Genomic DNA, 14,364 nt, shown 5'->3' with positions numbered 1-14,364 from the left:
AATGATATGGCTGAAAGCAAAGAGTATATCGATGTTTACAAGAAAGCTGAGGAATATCTTCTGACAATCACTCCAGCCGGCGTTGATCTGGAAAAGTATTATATTGGCGATAATAAAGACTACAAGACATTGGATGATATTTTTGTCCGATTCATTCATTCTGCCCAGAATTATCAGAGCATGCCGAATGTTATTGCATTTAAAAAGCGAAAAGAAGAGGTGGGTAAGATTTTGCATGGGTTTGACCATGTGAGAGTCAGCGCAATGAATCCTAAAGAGCTATGTCAGACTTTCAGGGATGCTTTTGGTGTCAAAAGCGCTGATAACAAAAACAACAGCTGGAGTAAATGGAGCCATGCAATAGTTGATTCAGCTAAATTTTTGATGGAGTTTAAGAATCCTGATGATTTCGAGAAATTTGTTAATCTGTTTGGATATAACGTACATACGAGCATGGCGCTTCCGCTGTTGATATCGCATAAGATCAATGGGATTGGATTTGCACTTGCCTGTGACCTTCTTAAGGAACTGGGGTTTACAAGATATCCAAAGCCGGACGTTCATTTAATGGACGTATTCAGTAGTTTTGGCTTATCAGAACACGAACAGATATCAACTTTTGAAGCGATTGTAAGAATGGCTAATTACGTCTATGAGGATGGAGATAAAACTGTTACACCATATAAGGTTGATAAGATCTTCTGGCTGATATGTTCCGGTAAGTTTTATATGGAGGATCCCGTACCACCAATTATCAGTCATAAGAAAGAGTTTATTGATATGATGCTGAACAGATGATTTATATTGCACCTTAGAGAGGTATAAGTAATGTATGGAACTGGCAGCAAGAAAATGCTAAACATGCTCATATTGGAAATCCTGCGAAAATATTCAGATGAAAACCATTCGCTTACTCAGCAGGAGATTTTGCGGTTACTTGAAGCTCATTACGGAATGCCATGTGACAGACGATCAGTCAAGGCAAATGTTCTGGCATTAAAAGAGCTCGGATATGATATTGATATGGATGATGGCTATCGGCTTTTGTCGAGGGAATTTGATGATGCTGAGCTCAGGATACTGATTGATAGTGTCCTGTTTTCAAAATCCATATCCACCAGGCAGGCTAAGAATCTGGTAAATAAGCTTCAGACCCTGGGCAGTAAATATTTTAATGCCAAAGTCTCACATATCAGCAATCTACCAGAATTGGATCGTACAATAAATAAGCAGGCTATGTATGGCCTTGGCACACTAAATGATGCCATTGCAGCGAAGCATAAGGTTAGCTTTGTTTATAATGATATTGGGACGGATCTAAAACTCCATCCTAGGAAACAAGAAGCATATATAGTAAATCCATATCAGATTGTTGCAACAAATGGTCGGTTCTATCTGATCGGAAATTATGATAAATATGATAACGTATCACATTACAGGATTGATAAGATGTCAGATGTGAAGGAGCTTGATTCTAATGTAAAGCCCATGAAAAGTGTTAAGGGCTTAGAACATGGGCTTAATCTTCCCAAGCATATGGCGGAGCATATATACATGTTTAGTGGTGAAAGCGTAAATGTAAAAATGGAGACCACTCCGGACATGTATCCTGAAATATCCGACTGGTTTGGAAAAGGATTGAAAGTTGTTGAAGAAACAGATAAAAAGCTCATTCTCAGAGTTTCTTGCAATGAAGCTGCAATGCGGTATTGGGCATTACAATATGGGCCATCGGTTGAAATATTAGAGCCAGAATCGCTAAGGAATCAGATTATTGCAGATATGCAGGATATGATGAGGAGATATAGTGACTGATATATATTCCTTAAAATGTACAAAATAATGAACATCGCTTTTGGTATTGTAACGGTATCAGAAAGCGATGTTTTTTAATGGAATTATTAGTAAGGAGAGAATGCATATATGTACGGAGCAATTTTAGGAGATATGATCGGAGCCCCTTATGAATTTGACCGTGGAGATAAAACTAAGAATTTTGAGTTGTTTGATAAAAGGAAATGGATCAGATACACCGATGATACAGCCATGACGCTTGCTGTAGCTAAAGCAATTATATGTGCAGGGGAATATGCTGATGAATTGACAATGAAGAGAGCGCTTATTTCCTGCATGCAGGATATAGGTAGCAGGTATGCTCAGGGTGAGTATGGCGGAAAATTTGCAATCTGGTTAAGGACAGAAAACCCACAGCCTTATGGTAGTTGGGGAAATGGTGCAGCTATGAGGGTTTCTTCAGTTGGATGGTTCTTTGACTCAGTAGAACGTACTCGTGAGGTTGCAAGATGGACTGCAGAAATATCACATAACCATCCTGAGGGGATTAAAGGCGCTGAATCCGTTGCTACTGCGATATATATGTTACGGAATGGGATGAGTAAAGAGGATGTAAAGAGCCTGATCACTAAGGAATTTGGCTATGATTTTTCCAAGACCTGTGACGAGATCAGACCGACTTATCATCATGTTGAAAGCTGCCAGGAAACAGTCCCGGAGGCTATGACAGCATTTTTTGAAGGGACCGATTTTGAAGATTGTATCAGGAATGCCGTTTCACTAGGTGGGGACTGCGATACACTGACATGCATTACAGGGAGTCTCGCAGAAGCATATTATGATGTATCCGAAGCATTTAAAAAAGAATGTGAAGCTCGCTTACCGGATGAGTTTTTGGATATACTGCATCAAATCTATAGTAGGCTTGGACGCGTAAATATATGAGAGAACTGTGAGATTAAGTGATAGGAGATTACCAGATGAGTTATGAATGTAAATGTATTGAAAGTCTTATTGCGGCTGCAGATGCAGGGGATATAAGTGCTATGCAGAATTTTGTTGTGGAAACACTGAGTTCTGAAGAGTGGGATGATAATCCTGTAATAATTGAGAAAAGAAATGAATATATTGAAGTTCTTGCCAGAGAAGGCAAACCGGAAGGTTTCATCTTCCTCGGTGATATTTTTTTACAGGGTATAAGCGTTAAAAAAGATGTAGATAAGGCAATCGATTATTACGAGCTGGCTGCGAATTGTGGTGAAACATTTGGATATGAGATCATTGCAGAAATATATATCAAAGGTGAAGATGCTCCCCTAAACTATGAGAAAGCTTATGAACTGCTAGATAGATCTTCTGAGCTTAATAATGGCGTATTACGTTCGGACTCAGGGTATTACTTCATGGGGGAGATGTATTACTTTGGCCTTGGTGTAGCAAAAGACTGGAATAAAGCAAAGAAGAGTTATAAGAAGATCATCAGAAAATATGGTAATACAGGCAGTGACTATTACTGGAAGGCTTGTGCCAGACTTGCAAGTATCTATGAATCAGTCAACGATCCAGATTATAAAGTATATGTGGAGAATTTGAAGAAAGTGACAAAGAAACATACAGAAGGGATGTCAGATGAACAAATCAAAGACTCTCTTGGGAGGTATTAGAAGTAATGAGGGTCAAAAATGAATGCAGCAGAAAGGTAATATGTGAATTGTATCTCCTTCTTAGTAAGAATATTTTGCCACAATCATTATCATATCATAGATGATTCTGGTAGAATGGCATCTTTTCTAAACTTTACGCTAGCTATGTGGATGAAGAATAAAAATGATTCCTGCGGAAGACTTATCAGCTATGATTATAAATGCTCATTATACAATATCGTCTGTCATTTTTATTAGACAGTGGTTTCGCTATATTTTTCTCATGGGATCTCATTGGGGAATGAAAACAGTTGCCGGGGAGTCAAACGATATTCTTATCTTTTGATGAAGAAGTTCTTAGGAGGCAACTATAAATGCACAATAATACAGGCATGAAGAATGCCGATTATAAAACAATTTTTCAGGAAGTATCGAAGAAGATGCATACTCTTATGTGTCTCAGTAACAATCTGCAGCTGTTATCAGATGGTATTGCACTAAGTGAAAACGACCAAGCCAGTAACGCAGTAATGTTCACCGCAGAGATAATGGAACGAGAGCTAAGGGAGCTCAGCGAATACTTGGAGTATATCGAATCGGACTTTTCTAATCTAAACAGTGAAACCGCTACAACAGAAGAATAAGCATTATTGCTGAAAGCTGTCGCCAATTCTAGACTCTGGCGATGGCTTTTTTCATTGAAGGACTCTATCTTCTGTCGTATGAGTGCCTTTTTTCTCGACTTCGCGAAAGCCTCTTACAGTGTATGTCTCGTATTGTCCGTCCTCATTCATAAATCGTATACGCATGGGAATGATGCTGCCGTCCGCCTTGTGCTGGCAGATCACATCAACCTCGTCTATTATCCTTCTCATTGAAGCTCTCATATAGCAACTCCCTGAAGCTTGCCGTCTGAATCCATAAAGGCGTTTCTATCATCAATATAAATATCGCAGGTGATCTTCCGGCTATTGTTGCCGTAAAACTCTACAACTTCAGGCAAATTGTCATTTATCGCATCAAAAGTAAGCCCATAATCCCGGCACCATTTAATGGCATCTGATAGGGGCTTCCCTGCTCTGCATGTCCAGAGAATCAGCTTGTTTCCAGCGGCTTTTTCTTTCAACAAATATTCAATTAGTAAAATATTGGGATCTCCTAGCTCAGGCCATACTGAGTAGCAGAGCGTATTATCAAAATCCACAGCATAAATCGTATAATTCTTTTCCATAAGCAATTCCTCATAATAGCGAATGTATGTTTTCGAACTAATGTTCTTTAATAATAACCCTGAAATGATCTTCTTGCAATAGAACACTTTCTTAAATTTTTGTGATCCGTGTAATTTTCCTTAAATAGCGTTATCCTTTTCTCCTAAAAATATAAGGAGGACCAGAAATATGAACAAAAGTAACACAACAACAGAGAATTTATCAGAAAAGGAGAGGAACCAGAAAATGACAAAGGAACAGACAGTGAAAATCGAAAAGCTGGATGATCTTATAAGCAATCTTTCATGTGTAAAGTGTAATCTGATGATGATCGCATCCGGAATCGAAGAATCAGGATCTGACACGGGAAGATACGCGGTTGAAGCTGCCGCAGGGATGATTGAACGTATAGACAGTGAAATGCAGGATATAGTTAATGATCTCCTTGCTGAAAGTGAAGAATTAGATCGTTAAGTGAAGTATGATTAAATACGCTCTCAGGATAAGTTGTTCATTCAACTGCTTCAATTTGAAACTCAGTTTGGATCTATCTTTCAGTAACAGCTGTTTTTGGTACTTTTGCTGATATAAATCCGAGCTTAGGACATCTTAAAATAATGTTACAGGGAAAGGAACACCTTTACCTACACATAAGAAAACAACAGAGGCCAGGTGGTGCTGAGACGTTCCAGAGCTCAGCATTGTCTGGTCTCGCCTATTAATGAATAAGGGAATATAATAAAAGAGCACTTTGCAACACTTAACCGGCAGGAGATTTATCTGTGGCAAGAGAACTATCTGAAAAAGAGCAGAATGAGTATAACAAAATGATACAGGGAGCTAAGCAACTCAATCTTTTTGGAGAAGAAGAGGAGCTTGATGCAAGGGATTTTATCATAGACCGCCCCTGTGAAACAGAAGATGAAATGTAATAATACCAATTTATTAGAAAAATAATTCATAGCATCCGGAGGTACACATGAGTAGATTAAAAGATTTGAGGACATATATCGACAAGGAACTTGCTAACATTACTGACTTAGACAAAAGGACTAGCGCAACAGCTCATCTTTACGGCGTATCACTTGCGGCAACAATTCTCGCAAAAAAGCGCGGACTTAATGAGGAACTGGCTGCCATGTCAGGAATGCTTCACGATCTTCATGCATATAAGAGTGGTTCATATGATGACCACGCCCATCTCGGAGCAGATCTGGCAAGAAAGATTCTTGAAGAACTTGGCATCACTTCAAAAGAAGAAACAGATATCATTTGCTCTGCCATATACCATCACGATGATAAACTCGTGACAGATTCTCCAATGGATGAACTTCTAAAGGATGCAGATGTTATTGACCACTGTTTTAAAGATTCATCGAAGCCTGTAAAAGAAAAAGAGCAGAAGAGATATGACGCTCTCTGCAAAGAATTGGGGCTGTGATCATTTCATGGAATATATAGATGTATATACAAGGGATGGGATACCTCGCATGGAATGTTAAATGAAATAGGATATTATTCCAACAAGTATGCCACCAATAATAGATATGCACGTAAAGTAGTTGGAATGAATAATAATAATAGAAATATTCAACTGTCGCCGATTTGCAGCAACTTTCAGAATATAGCATGCTAAATTGGCTATGATGATAAGAGGAACTATCCTTATTAAGTATAGTATACTTATACTGGCTACTGACTTGTATACAAGACATAGATTAATCAAAAGTAAAATCATAACTATTGGTAGTAACACAGCCTCAAATCACACATTCAAAATTTATTAATTATCAGCATACACATTTGACGCTTGTTCGTAGAAGCTTCTAAGATTATTCTTAGCAATCTGTGGAAATATGATAACGGCATCTTTTCCAAATCTTTTAAAGTATTCTTCTAATTGAACAAGTGGCCATTCAAAATAATATTTATCCCCATCTACTTTCTCAACAATTGGGCGATTTGTGTATATCATCTTATATTTTCTTTTTCCTTCGTCTGACAATATTACGCAAGATTTTTCAATTGAGTCAAACGAAAACTGTGGACCTTTCTTTACAGCAACATGTATTTTTTTCATTATATCGTCTTGGGGGGCAAATTTCTCAGCTAGCAAAAATACATTTTTCATACGCGATATTCTAAATGAGCGAACTTTACCTGTATCACAGTCACTGCAAAGTAGATAATTATTTTGCTCTTGCTTAGAAGCAGCTACCTCATATGGTTCAACTACATATTTTATGGTTCCTTTGGAAATATTAGCCATGCCTTAAAAGTCCTGGCTGATTCTCGGAGGGAATAACATGATTAGCACTATAAAGAAAATGGATTTGGAAACTGGCCGTTACAGTGTTAATGCTGAAATATATGATTCCTGTTTGGAGATGCTAGATGATTTGAAAAGGAGAAAAATCACGGATCGTCGTTTTCATAATGTTCGAGAGGATAAATTAGATGCGCTGTGGTGTGGTGTAAAAACATATGATCAGGCGCTAGGATTGCTAGCTGAAGGATTTACACCGGCTGTAAAGAAAATATATGAAGAAATCCGAATAAAGAACGGTAGAAAAATCAATGGAACTAATAGGAGTGAAGTTATTATGAACTCCGTGGTGGGATATCAGCCTATAGTTCCTTTGGCTCTATATGGAGTCCCCAATAATATGCTTATCAGAAAGACTGAAAAAATAGAAGCCCGGGTTTTTAATATATTTATAGATACTACCTGTGTTGAATCTACTATGATTCAGGAGTTGATACGTTATGGAATTTTGCTGATAAGGATGATTAATAATTTAGAAATGTGTGGCCATAAGATCAACCTTTATATATGCGAAGCTTTTGCAGGTCAGGCCAGTGCAGATCTGCTCTTTATAAAAACCAAGAACAGTAACAGTCCACTAGATCTGAGAAGAGTATCATTTCCCTTATGCCATACGGCATTCACGAGAGTTATTTGCTTTGATTGGTATTCAAAATTTCCAAAGGGAATATACAGAGATGGATATGGTACTACATTGCAAGGTACGCTAGGAAGGGCAGCTTCAGAAAGCATTATCAAAAAGATTTTTGGACCATCATCTGTTTACATAACCTATGCAGAGCTTAAGCATGGAGGGGAAGAATATTTAAAAAGTGTATTAGGGATAGATAAAGTTGCATAAATACGGATTATTAGGGAAGGACATTTTCTGTCCATAGTGTTTGTTACCATAGAAATATAAACAGAATAGATGGCTTAAGTAGTGGGGGAGAACTAATTGCCAGAAGTTATGAAAGGTAGGTAGACACTATGGAGAGACTGATATTTTGGATTAAAAACTGCATTATTAACAACAATAGAGGATGCAGATCATTTTGTGGGAACTGTCCATATTATAAACAGTGCAGTACTGATGAGAACATTACAACATTATCGGAGGAGGTCTTTGATGATAGCGTTTATGATTCAGAACTTTGAAATAGTCATGTTTATTATTTCTATGATGATTGCTGCAGAATTGCTTTTGCTTATATATATCATATTTCATAGGAAAGGTAAGAAGAACAAGGCAAAAGCTTCTTTAACTGAGGCTGAACACATAACTAAAGAAGAAAAGCCACATGAAAAAGAAGAAGAGTACGGGTTTACTGTAATGGATCTTGATCTGAACGATGATGATTTCGAATTTCATTTCATATAATTGGGAATCCAGGAAGGAGCACGAAGATTATGAAGTTTTTTAATACCATATTTCAGAAAAATTGTAGTAGCGTAGTCAGTCCTTCACGCAAAGAGTTTAATAAGGCATTTAAAGCAGCTTCAAGAGGAATATCCCTCATAGGGAAAGAATATAAAAAGGAAGCTGGTAAGAATGCATTTAAAAGTCCGGACCATTTTAGAAATTGGTTTACATCAAAATATGGAACGGTCGATATAGACAATTTATAAATATACTTACTGATAATGAAGGATAAAGTATGTTGTACATGGAGGAACAACAAATGCCACTGAATAAAAAAGAAAAGATGCGTCTTATTGTAAAACATGCTTCTAAGATACCTGATACTGAAAAACTAAAAAAATTGAATGAGTGCATGTATGAGTTAAAATTTTATCGCCGTCGCCATTGGCGCATAAAACTTAATGAGGCTGCATTTACAGGAAAAATTTAGGATTTATTTGAAGGTGAAATGGTATGCATCAAGGTTTCAGCAATTACCTTTGGATTAAATTCTTTGTGGCTGACAGGTTTCACAAAGGGTAAAGAATCCACAATAAAATACCTTGAAACTATTGATCCTGATGACGAGTATTTACGAAAAAAGCAATAGAGAAGGATATATACTATGAGAAGAGGATTGAGCAAAAGAAAATAAATTATAAAGATATGGCATTATTTAACATATGGATTGTCCCTTGGAGAGCGAGTGATGGATGGGCAGCATTCAGATTTAATTCTATGATAGGTCAATTAGGAGGAAGCAAAAGACCATATAAGGTATTTCCGAATTGGGCGGTTGAAGAGGAACAAAAAGAGTTTTCAGCGTTTTTTAATGGGTTAATTACTGATGAATTCAAAAAATATTGCAAGCAAAATGCTGGTTTTGAAAAGAAGATGTTTTCAATAATCATGGAAGAATGGATGAGTAATAAAGTATTCAATGACCCGATAATTTTTTGAAAAAGTATAAGAATATTTATCAGATGGACTTTATTTGTCCAGTTGATATGATATACTGCTAATTGTAACAATGATATTCAAGTTGCTCGTAATGAGTAGAAAGGAGGACGATCATGAAACACATGACGACTTTTGAAACTATTAACTTTATTAATGACAGAGGCATGATTGTCCGCCGTCTATTTTCCTGATTATTCAATCAGTTTATTCATGGATTAATGACATAGTAGGACAGATATAAGCCTCTGAGGATTCTGGAGGTGTATTTTGCGTGCAAAAAATACGCAAAGGCACTTCTGAGGAGGTTTTATTTTGATACCAGTAAAAGGAATTTATACAGAAGCACATATTATGTGCAACCAGGAGCTTGATGGCTCCAATGTGGATCAGTATGCCCTTGCTCAGGTGCAGATGATCTGTGACAACAAGGCTTCGGAAGGTTCAGTAATAAGGGTTATGCCTGACGTTCATCCGGGGAAAGTGGGGCCGATTGGACTTACCATGACAGTTGGAGAGCGGATTCTTCCTTCACTTGTGGGCATCGATATTGGCTGCGGAATGCTTGCTGTAAAGCTTGGAAAGATCCGTGGTGACTTTCAGAAGTTGGACACAATTATCAGGGATAACGTGCCGGTGGGATTTAAGATAAGAAGCACTGTGCATAGGAGTGCTGATTTTGACCTGGAGTGGCTTCGCTGCTACAAGCACATCCGTAGTGATAAGGCTCTTTTAAGCATAGGTACACTTGGCGGTGGTAATCATTTTATAGAGCTTGATCAGGATGAAAACAAGGAAGTCTATATGATAATCCACTCCGGTAGTAGGCACTTAGGAAAAGAAGTAGCTGAATACTACATTTCTGCAGGTCAGAAGAGCCTTAAAAAGCAGGGAATAACAGATGTTCCACATGAGATGACATATCTTACCGGAGATTTAATGGAAGACTATCTCCATGATCTTGAGATAGTGCAGGAATACGCTGACCTAAACCGCAGGGTTATTGCTTCAGAGATCATAAAAGGTATGAAATGGAAAGAAAAGGAAGTGATTTCCTGCATACACAATTATGTTGATTTCTCAGGTACAGAGCCGGTGCTCAGAAAAGGTGCTATCTCAGCCAAGGAAAATGAGGATGTGATCATGCCCATCAATATGAAAGATGGCGTGATCCTGGGAAAAGGTAAGGGTAATGCAGAATGGAACAATTCAGCGCCACATGGCTCAGGAAGGATTGCATCTAGAGAAGTAACTAACAACACACATACCGTATCTGAGTTCAAGGCATCAATGAAAGGGATTTATTCTACATGCATAAGCAAGGATACATTGGATGAAGCACCTTTTGCATACAGGGGAGTGGACTACATAAAAGAGGCTATAGAGGACACAGTATCTATCAGCAAAATCCTAAAGCCTATTTATAACTACAAAGGGGGAAATAGATAAATGATATTACAGATTAGCTCCGGCATGGGACCTGTAGAATGCAGGGCCGCTGTCGGAGGAATATATAAGGCTCTGGAAAAGGAATTTCCGGATATAGAGATGATAACTGCAGTAAAAGGAGAAGTGGATGGATCTTTTTCATCAATAATCTATTCGTCAGAGCGTGATCTTTCAGAGCTTGAAGGGACAATGCAATGGATCTGCAAGAGTAAGTACAGACCGGGGCATAAACGAAAAAACTGGTTTGTAGATGTCAGTATCATACCGGAAACAGAGGGAATTAGCGAGACGCTAACGGCAGATACGGTAAGGATTGAAAAATTCCATAGTGGTGGTCCCGGAGGACAGAACGTTAACAAGGTTGAAACCGGCGTCAGAATCACGCATCTGCCTACAGGGATCACAGCATCATCAACAAGGGAGCGCTCACAGTTTGCAAACAAGCAAGATGCCATGAAAAAGCTGTCCGCTGTTTTAAGAGAAATGAATATGACAAATAAGGACAGACAGAAGAATGATGCCTGGAGCAAACATGCGCAGATTGTGCGCGGAAATCCTATACGTATATATGAAGGTGAGAATTTCAAGCTTACCTATGTAAAGGAAGAAGAGGAGAACGATAGTTTATGAATTTACCTATAACAGTAAACCAGGAAGAATTACTGGAAATACTACTTAATTTAGCACCGGCACGCCCCGTATTTATCTGGGGTGCACCCGGTATCGGAAAGTCAGCGCTGGTTGAAGAGTTTGCAATGGAGGTTGGGCTTGAGTGTGTATCTCTTCTCGGAAGCCAGCTGGCTCCTGAGGATATCATCGGAATCCCTCAGATAAGGGGAGAGACATCAGAGTTTCTTCCTCCAAAGATGATCGCAAGAAAAGAACCCTATGTACTTTTCCTTGATGAGCTCAATGCCTGTTCACAGGAGGTTCAGAAGGCATTTTACAGCCTCATCTATGAGAGAAGAATTGGAGAATATCATCTTCCGGAGGGAAGTATCGTGGTCGGTGCGGGAAACAGGACACAGGATGCAGCTATTGTTAAGACTATGTCCAGCGCACTTATCAACAGAATGTTTCATGTTCAGCTTAAGCCTGACGTAAAGAACTGGCTTACATGGGCTTATGGAAATGGGATTCACTCTTGGGTTACCGATTATATCAGTCAGAGACCTGACCATCTTTTCGCAGAGCCTCCCAAGACAGAAGAGCCTTTTTCAACACCAAGATCATGGCATATGCTGAGCGATGCGCTTAAGGAATTCGGAGCCGGGGAGAAGGATCTCCCAATGGAGACAATAAGGATGCTTGCATATGGCAGCATTTCAGCCAGCCATGCAGGAATGTTTGCAGCATTTGTAAAGCAGCTTGATAACAAGTATCTTCTTGAGGATATCATCAAGGGTGAAGCAAGATGGCCTGAAAAGCCCGAGGACAGGGATGTTCTTTACTTCCTTGCACAGTCTTTCAGAGCAAGGATCCTTCACGACCTTCCTCAGCAGAAATCTGAGATTGATAAGAAGACACAGTATTTTGCTCACAGGGCAAAGTCTCTTTTAAAGGAACTTGCACAGATCAATTACGAGCTCGCACAGATGGTGGTATCTGATGATGACGGAAAAATCCTTCCTGAGTGGTTCATGATTGAGATTGTAAGGGATCTCCCAAGGCTCGTTTCACAGGAGAAGAACAAGAATGGGAAAACAGCATAAGGAAAAAGAAGATTTCAATTTAATTCAGTTAAACAAAGGAATAGAAATTGTGGAGGGAAACGATGTGTTTAGGCACTTCGTACTCTATAATCTCCGGATTGTAGGAAAAAACGAGCTTGGTAGAAAAACACCTGCATGCTCTAAGGCGGATGGCACTGTTTTAGTTAATAAAAGCGTTTCTCTTCCGCCAAAACACTGGGCTTATGCCATTGCGCATTGCATACTTCACAACTGCTTTGGACATTATGATCTTGATAAAGTACCTGGTTATGTAGAGGAAGATGCTTCCGGAAATAAGGTAAAAAAAGCCAGATTCAATAAGAAGTTATGGAATATTGCTTGCGATATATACGTGGACCGGTTCCTTCATGACATAAAACTTGGAGAAGCACTTAACCAGTCTCCTGTTGGAAATATTCCTTTCAGCATCATGGAAGATGAAAACAAGATCTACGAATATCTTCTTAGAGAACACTGGGATGAGGACAATCATATCTATGGTGTCGGAGCAATGGATTCCATGGATATGGTGGGCCTTGATGCACCTCTTGAATACGGGATAAACAGATGGGGAGAGCAGGAGAAAAACGAGTTTGCAGCTGATTTTGCTTATTATCTTGCAAAGTCAGTTTCGGGAGCTATCAACTATGTAGCAGATCATGAGAATGATGATTCTTTCGGAAGACAGATAGCGGGATGGTTTATCAATGCTTTTCCGCTGTTAGGCGCTATAGCTGCGTCTTTCAAGATCGTTGATGATATCGAAGAATGCAGAAGGTATGACATAAGCATAGCCGCGGTGGATGCATATGAAGGAATCATCTATATAAACACATCAAAGAATCTTTCTGAGAATGAATGGAGATTTATCATGGCTCATGAGTTCCTTCACGCTGCACTTCTCCACCATATTCGTTCTGCAGGAAGGGATCCATATATCTGGAATATAGCCACTGACTACGTGATAAATGGATGGCTTTTCGAGATGCAGATAGGTGTAATGCCTGAAGGTGTCCTCTATGATCCTGCACTTAAGAATAAATCTGCAGAGGAGATCTATGATGAGATAATCCGCGATATGAAAAAGTACCAGAAACTGAATACTTTCAGAGGAAATGGCCGTGGAGACATCATGGGCAGAGGCAATCCCGGAGGATTTGGAACTGCAGGAGGCGGTGTTTCACTGGATGAGTTCTATAGAAATGCTCTTTCTCAGGGACTTGAATATGAAACAGCAAGAAGAGGAAGAGGCTATATCCCTGCGGGACTTGTAGAGGAAATAAGAGCGTTGGCTGTTCCTCCTATTCCCTGGGATGTAAAGCTTTCAGAATGGTTCAATGCTCATATCAGACCGCTTGAAAAGCACAGAAGCTATGCGCATCCCAGCAGAAGACAGAGCTGTACTCCGGATGTTCCGAGGGCAAGATATGTGGTTACAGAATCTGCGGATGCATCAAGGACTTTTGGGGTAATTATAGATACTTCCGGTTCTATGCAGCCTTCAGAAATAGGAAAAGCTCTTGGAGCAATAGCAAGCTATGCCGCTTCCAGGGATGTTCCTGCAGCAAGGGTTATCTTCTGTGATGCAAATGCATATGACGCAGGGTACATGACACCTGATGACATTGCAGGGAAAGTAAAAGTAGTTGGAAGAGGCGGAACTAAGCTTCAACCGGCAGTTGATCTTCTGCAGAATGCTAAGGACTTTCCTAAGGATGGACCTGTGCTCATTATCACGGATGGATGGATTGAGGAGCATTTGGATGTAAAGAGAGCGCATGCTTACATTCTTCCAACAGGTTGTAGATTGCCTTTTAAGCCAAGGGGAGAAGTCTTTTATATGTAATCTTTATGTATTTAAACTAATGGACAAATTATGACCAAGCCATTT

Annotated in this window: 21 protein-coding genes; 18 read left to right on the top strand and 3 right to left on the bottom strand. The window is 39.2% G+C overall.

Annotation, left to right across the window (positions count from 1 at the left end; genetic code table 11):
- The first annotated feature begins 6 nt into the window (after positions 1 to 6).
- The 5 genes from G602_RS0106135 (at position 7) to G602_RS0106110 (ending at position 4,081) form a co-directional block, all read left to right on the top strand.
- Positions 7 to 798: a hypothetical protein gene (locus G602_RS0106135; RefSeq protein ID WP_026658195.1), complete on the top strand. Its 792-nt coding sequence runs from the start codon at positions 7 to 9 to the stop codon at positions 796 to 798.
- Between the two features lie 30 nt (positions 799 to 828).
- A complete protein-coding gene (locus tag G602_RS0106130; RefSeq protein ID WP_026658194.1) occupies positions 829 to 1,815 on the top strand; it encodes a helix-turn-helix transcriptional regulator in 987 nt (328 codons plus the stop codon).
- Between the two features lie 108 nt (positions 1,816 to 1,923).
- Positions 1,924 to 2,739 (top strand): ADP-ribosylglycohydrolase family protein, encoded by an 816-nt coding sequence (locus G602_RS25450; protein WP_044931250.1) that lies wholly within the window; start codon positions 1,924 to 1,926, stop codon positions 2,737 to 2,739.
- Positions 2,740 to 2,774: 35 nt separating this feature from the next.
- Positions 2,775 to 3,458: a tetratricopeptide repeat protein gene (locus G602_RS0106120; protein ID WP_026658193.1), complete on the top strand. Its 684-nt coding sequence runs from the start codon at positions 2,775 to 2,777 to the stop codon at positions 3,456 to 3,458.
- A 353-nt stretch (positions 3,459 to 3,811) separates the two neighbouring features.
- Complete coding sequence (locus G602_RS0106110; RefSeq protein ID WP_026658192.1) at positions 3,812 to 4,081, top strand: hypothetical protein; 270 nt, start codon at positions 3,812 to 3,814, stop codon at positions 4,079 to 4,081.
- Between the two features lie 51 nt (positions 4,082 to 4,132).
- Here G602_RS0106110 and G602_RS0106105 read toward each other — a convergent pair whose 3' ends face one another.
- Both G602_RS0106105 and G602_RS25445 read right to left on the bottom strand, forming a co-directional pair.
- The gene (locus G602_RS0106105; RefSeq protein ID WP_026658191.1) at positions 4,133 to 4,324 is read right to left on the bottom strand and encodes a hypothetical protein; all 192 of its coding nucleotides are present in this window, start codon (positions 4,322 to 4,324) and stop codon (positions 4,133 to 4,135) included.
- Positions 4,321 to 4,668, bottom strand: coding sequence for a hypothetical protein (locus G602_RS25445; protein WP_044931247.1), 348 nt, complete (start codon positions 4,666 to 4,668; stop codon positions 4,321 to 4,323). Before G602_RS25445 ends, G602_RS0106105 begins: the two co-directional genes overlap by 4 nt.
- Before the next feature lie 169 nt (positions 4,669 to 4,837).
- Here G602_RS25445 and G602_RS0106095 point away from each other — a divergent pair, with 169 nt between their 5' ends.
- The 3 genes from G602_RS0106095 (at position 4,838) to G602_RS0106085 (ending at position 6,089) form a co-directional block, all read left to right on the top strand.
- Positions 4,838 to 5,122, top strand: coding sequence for a hypothetical protein (locus G602_RS0106095; protein ID WP_026658187.1), 285 nt, complete (start codon positions 4,838 to 4,840; stop codon positions 5,120 to 5,122).
- A 308-nt stretch (positions 5,123 to 5,430) separates the two neighbouring features.
- Positions 5,431 to 5,580: a hypothetical protein gene (locus tag G602_RS30165; protein WP_155829706.1), complete on the top strand. Its 150-nt coding sequence runs from the start codon at positions 5,431 to 5,433 to the stop codon at positions 5,578 to 5,580.
- A 47-nt stretch (positions 5,581 to 5,627) separates the two neighbouring features.
- Positions 5,628 to 6,089, top strand: coding sequence for an HD domain-containing protein (locus G602_RS0106085; RefSeq protein WP_026658186.1), 462 nt, complete (start codon positions 5,628 to 5,630; stop codon positions 6,087 to 6,089).
- A 342-nt stretch (positions 6,090 to 6,431) separates the two neighbouring features.
- Here G602_RS0106085 and G602_RS25440 read toward each other — a convergent pair whose 3' ends face one another.
- The gene (locus G602_RS25440) at positions 6,432 to 6,917 is read right to left on the bottom strand and encodes a WYL domain-containing protein (protein ID WP_049945082.1); all 486 of its coding nucleotides are present in this window, start codon (positions 6,915 to 6,917) and stop codon (positions 6,432 to 6,434) included.
- Positions 6,918 to 6,954: 37 nt separating this feature from the next.
- Between G602_RS25440 and G602_RS0106075 the strand changes: the two genes are divergently transcribed.
- The 10 genes from G602_RS0106075 to G602_RS0106030 all read left to right on the top strand — a co-directional run bounded on the left by G602_RS0106075 (position 6,955) and on the right by G602_RS0106030 (position 14,319).
- Complete coding sequence (locus G602_RS0106075; RefSeq protein WP_026658185.1) at positions 6,955 to 7,815, top strand: DUF7192 family protein; 861 nt, start codon at positions 6,955 to 6,957, stop codon at positions 7,813 to 7,815.
- 267 nt (positions 7,816 to 8,082) lie between these two features.
- Positions 8,083 to 8,334: a hypothetical protein gene (locus G602_RS0106070; RefSeq protein ID WP_026658184.1), complete on the top strand. Its 252-nt coding sequence runs from the start codon at positions 8,083 to 8,085 to the stop codon at positions 8,332 to 8,334.
- Between the two features lie 29 nt (positions 8,335 to 8,363).
- Positions 8,364 to 8,582 carry a hypothetical protein gene (locus G602_RS0106065; protein ID WP_026658183.1) on the top strand — a complete coding sequence of 73 codons (219 nt, stop codon included), beginning with the start codon at positions 8,364 to 8,366 and terminating at the stop codon, positions 8,580 to 8,582.
- Positions 8,583 to 8,635: 53 nt separating this feature from the next.
- A complete protein-coding gene (locus G602_RS30160; RefSeq protein WP_155829705.1) occupies positions 8,636 to 8,806 on the top strand; it encodes a hypothetical protein in 171 nt (56 codons plus the stop codon).
- Between the two features lie 18 nt (positions 8,807 to 8,824).
- Complete coding sequence (locus G602_RS30155; RefSeq protein ID WP_155829704.1) at positions 8,825 to 8,965, top strand: hypothetical protein; 141 nt, start codon at positions 8,825 to 8,827, stop codon at positions 8,963 to 8,965.
- Positions 8,966 to 9,021: 56 nt separating this feature from the next.
- Positions 9,022 to 9,315, top strand: a complete 294-nt coding sequence (locus tag G602_RS0106050) for a hypothetical protein (protein ID WP_026658182.1) — start codon at positions 9,022 to 9,024, stop codon at positions 9,313 to 9,315.
- A gap of 351 nt (positions 9,316 to 9,666) precedes the next feature.
- Positions 9,667 to 10,761 carry an RNA-splicing ligase RtcB gene (locus tag G602_RS0106045; protein WP_044931280.1) on the top strand — a complete coding sequence of 365 codons (1,095 nt, stop codon included), beginning with the start codon at positions 9,667 to 9,669 and terminating at the stop codon, positions 10,759 to 10,761.
- Positions 10,762 to 11,391, top strand: coding sequence for a peptide chain release factor H (gene prfH / locus G602_RS0106040; RefSeq protein WP_026658179.1), 630 nt, complete (start codon positions 10,762 to 10,764; stop codon positions 11,389 to 11,391).
- On the top strand, positions 11,388 to 12,473 hold the full coding sequence (locus tag G602_RS0106035) for an AAA family ATPase (RefSeq protein WP_026658178.1): 1,086 nt from the start codon (positions 11,388 to 11,390) through the stop codon (positions 12,471 to 12,473). Before prfH ends, G602_RS0106035 begins: the two co-directional genes overlap by 4 nt.
- Positions 12,457 to 14,319 (top strand): vWA domain-containing protein, encoded by a 1,863-nt coding sequence (locus G602_RS0106030; protein ID WP_026658177.1) that lies wholly within the window; start codon positions 12,457 to 12,459, stop codon positions 14,317 to 14,319. Before G602_RS0106035 ends, G602_RS0106030 begins: the two co-directional genes overlap by 17 nt.
- The last annotated feature ends 45 nt before the right edge of the window (positions 14,320 to 14,364 follow it).

The sequence above is a fragment of the Butyrivibrio sp. AC2005 genome, from assembly GCF_000424145.1.
Taxonomy (GTDB): domain Bacteria; phylum Bacillota; class Clostridia; order Lachnospirales; family Lachnospiraceae; genus Butyrivibrio.
The sequence above is the reverse complement of the archived record's forward strand: the minus strand, read 5'-3'. Positions and strand labels throughout refer to the sequence as shown.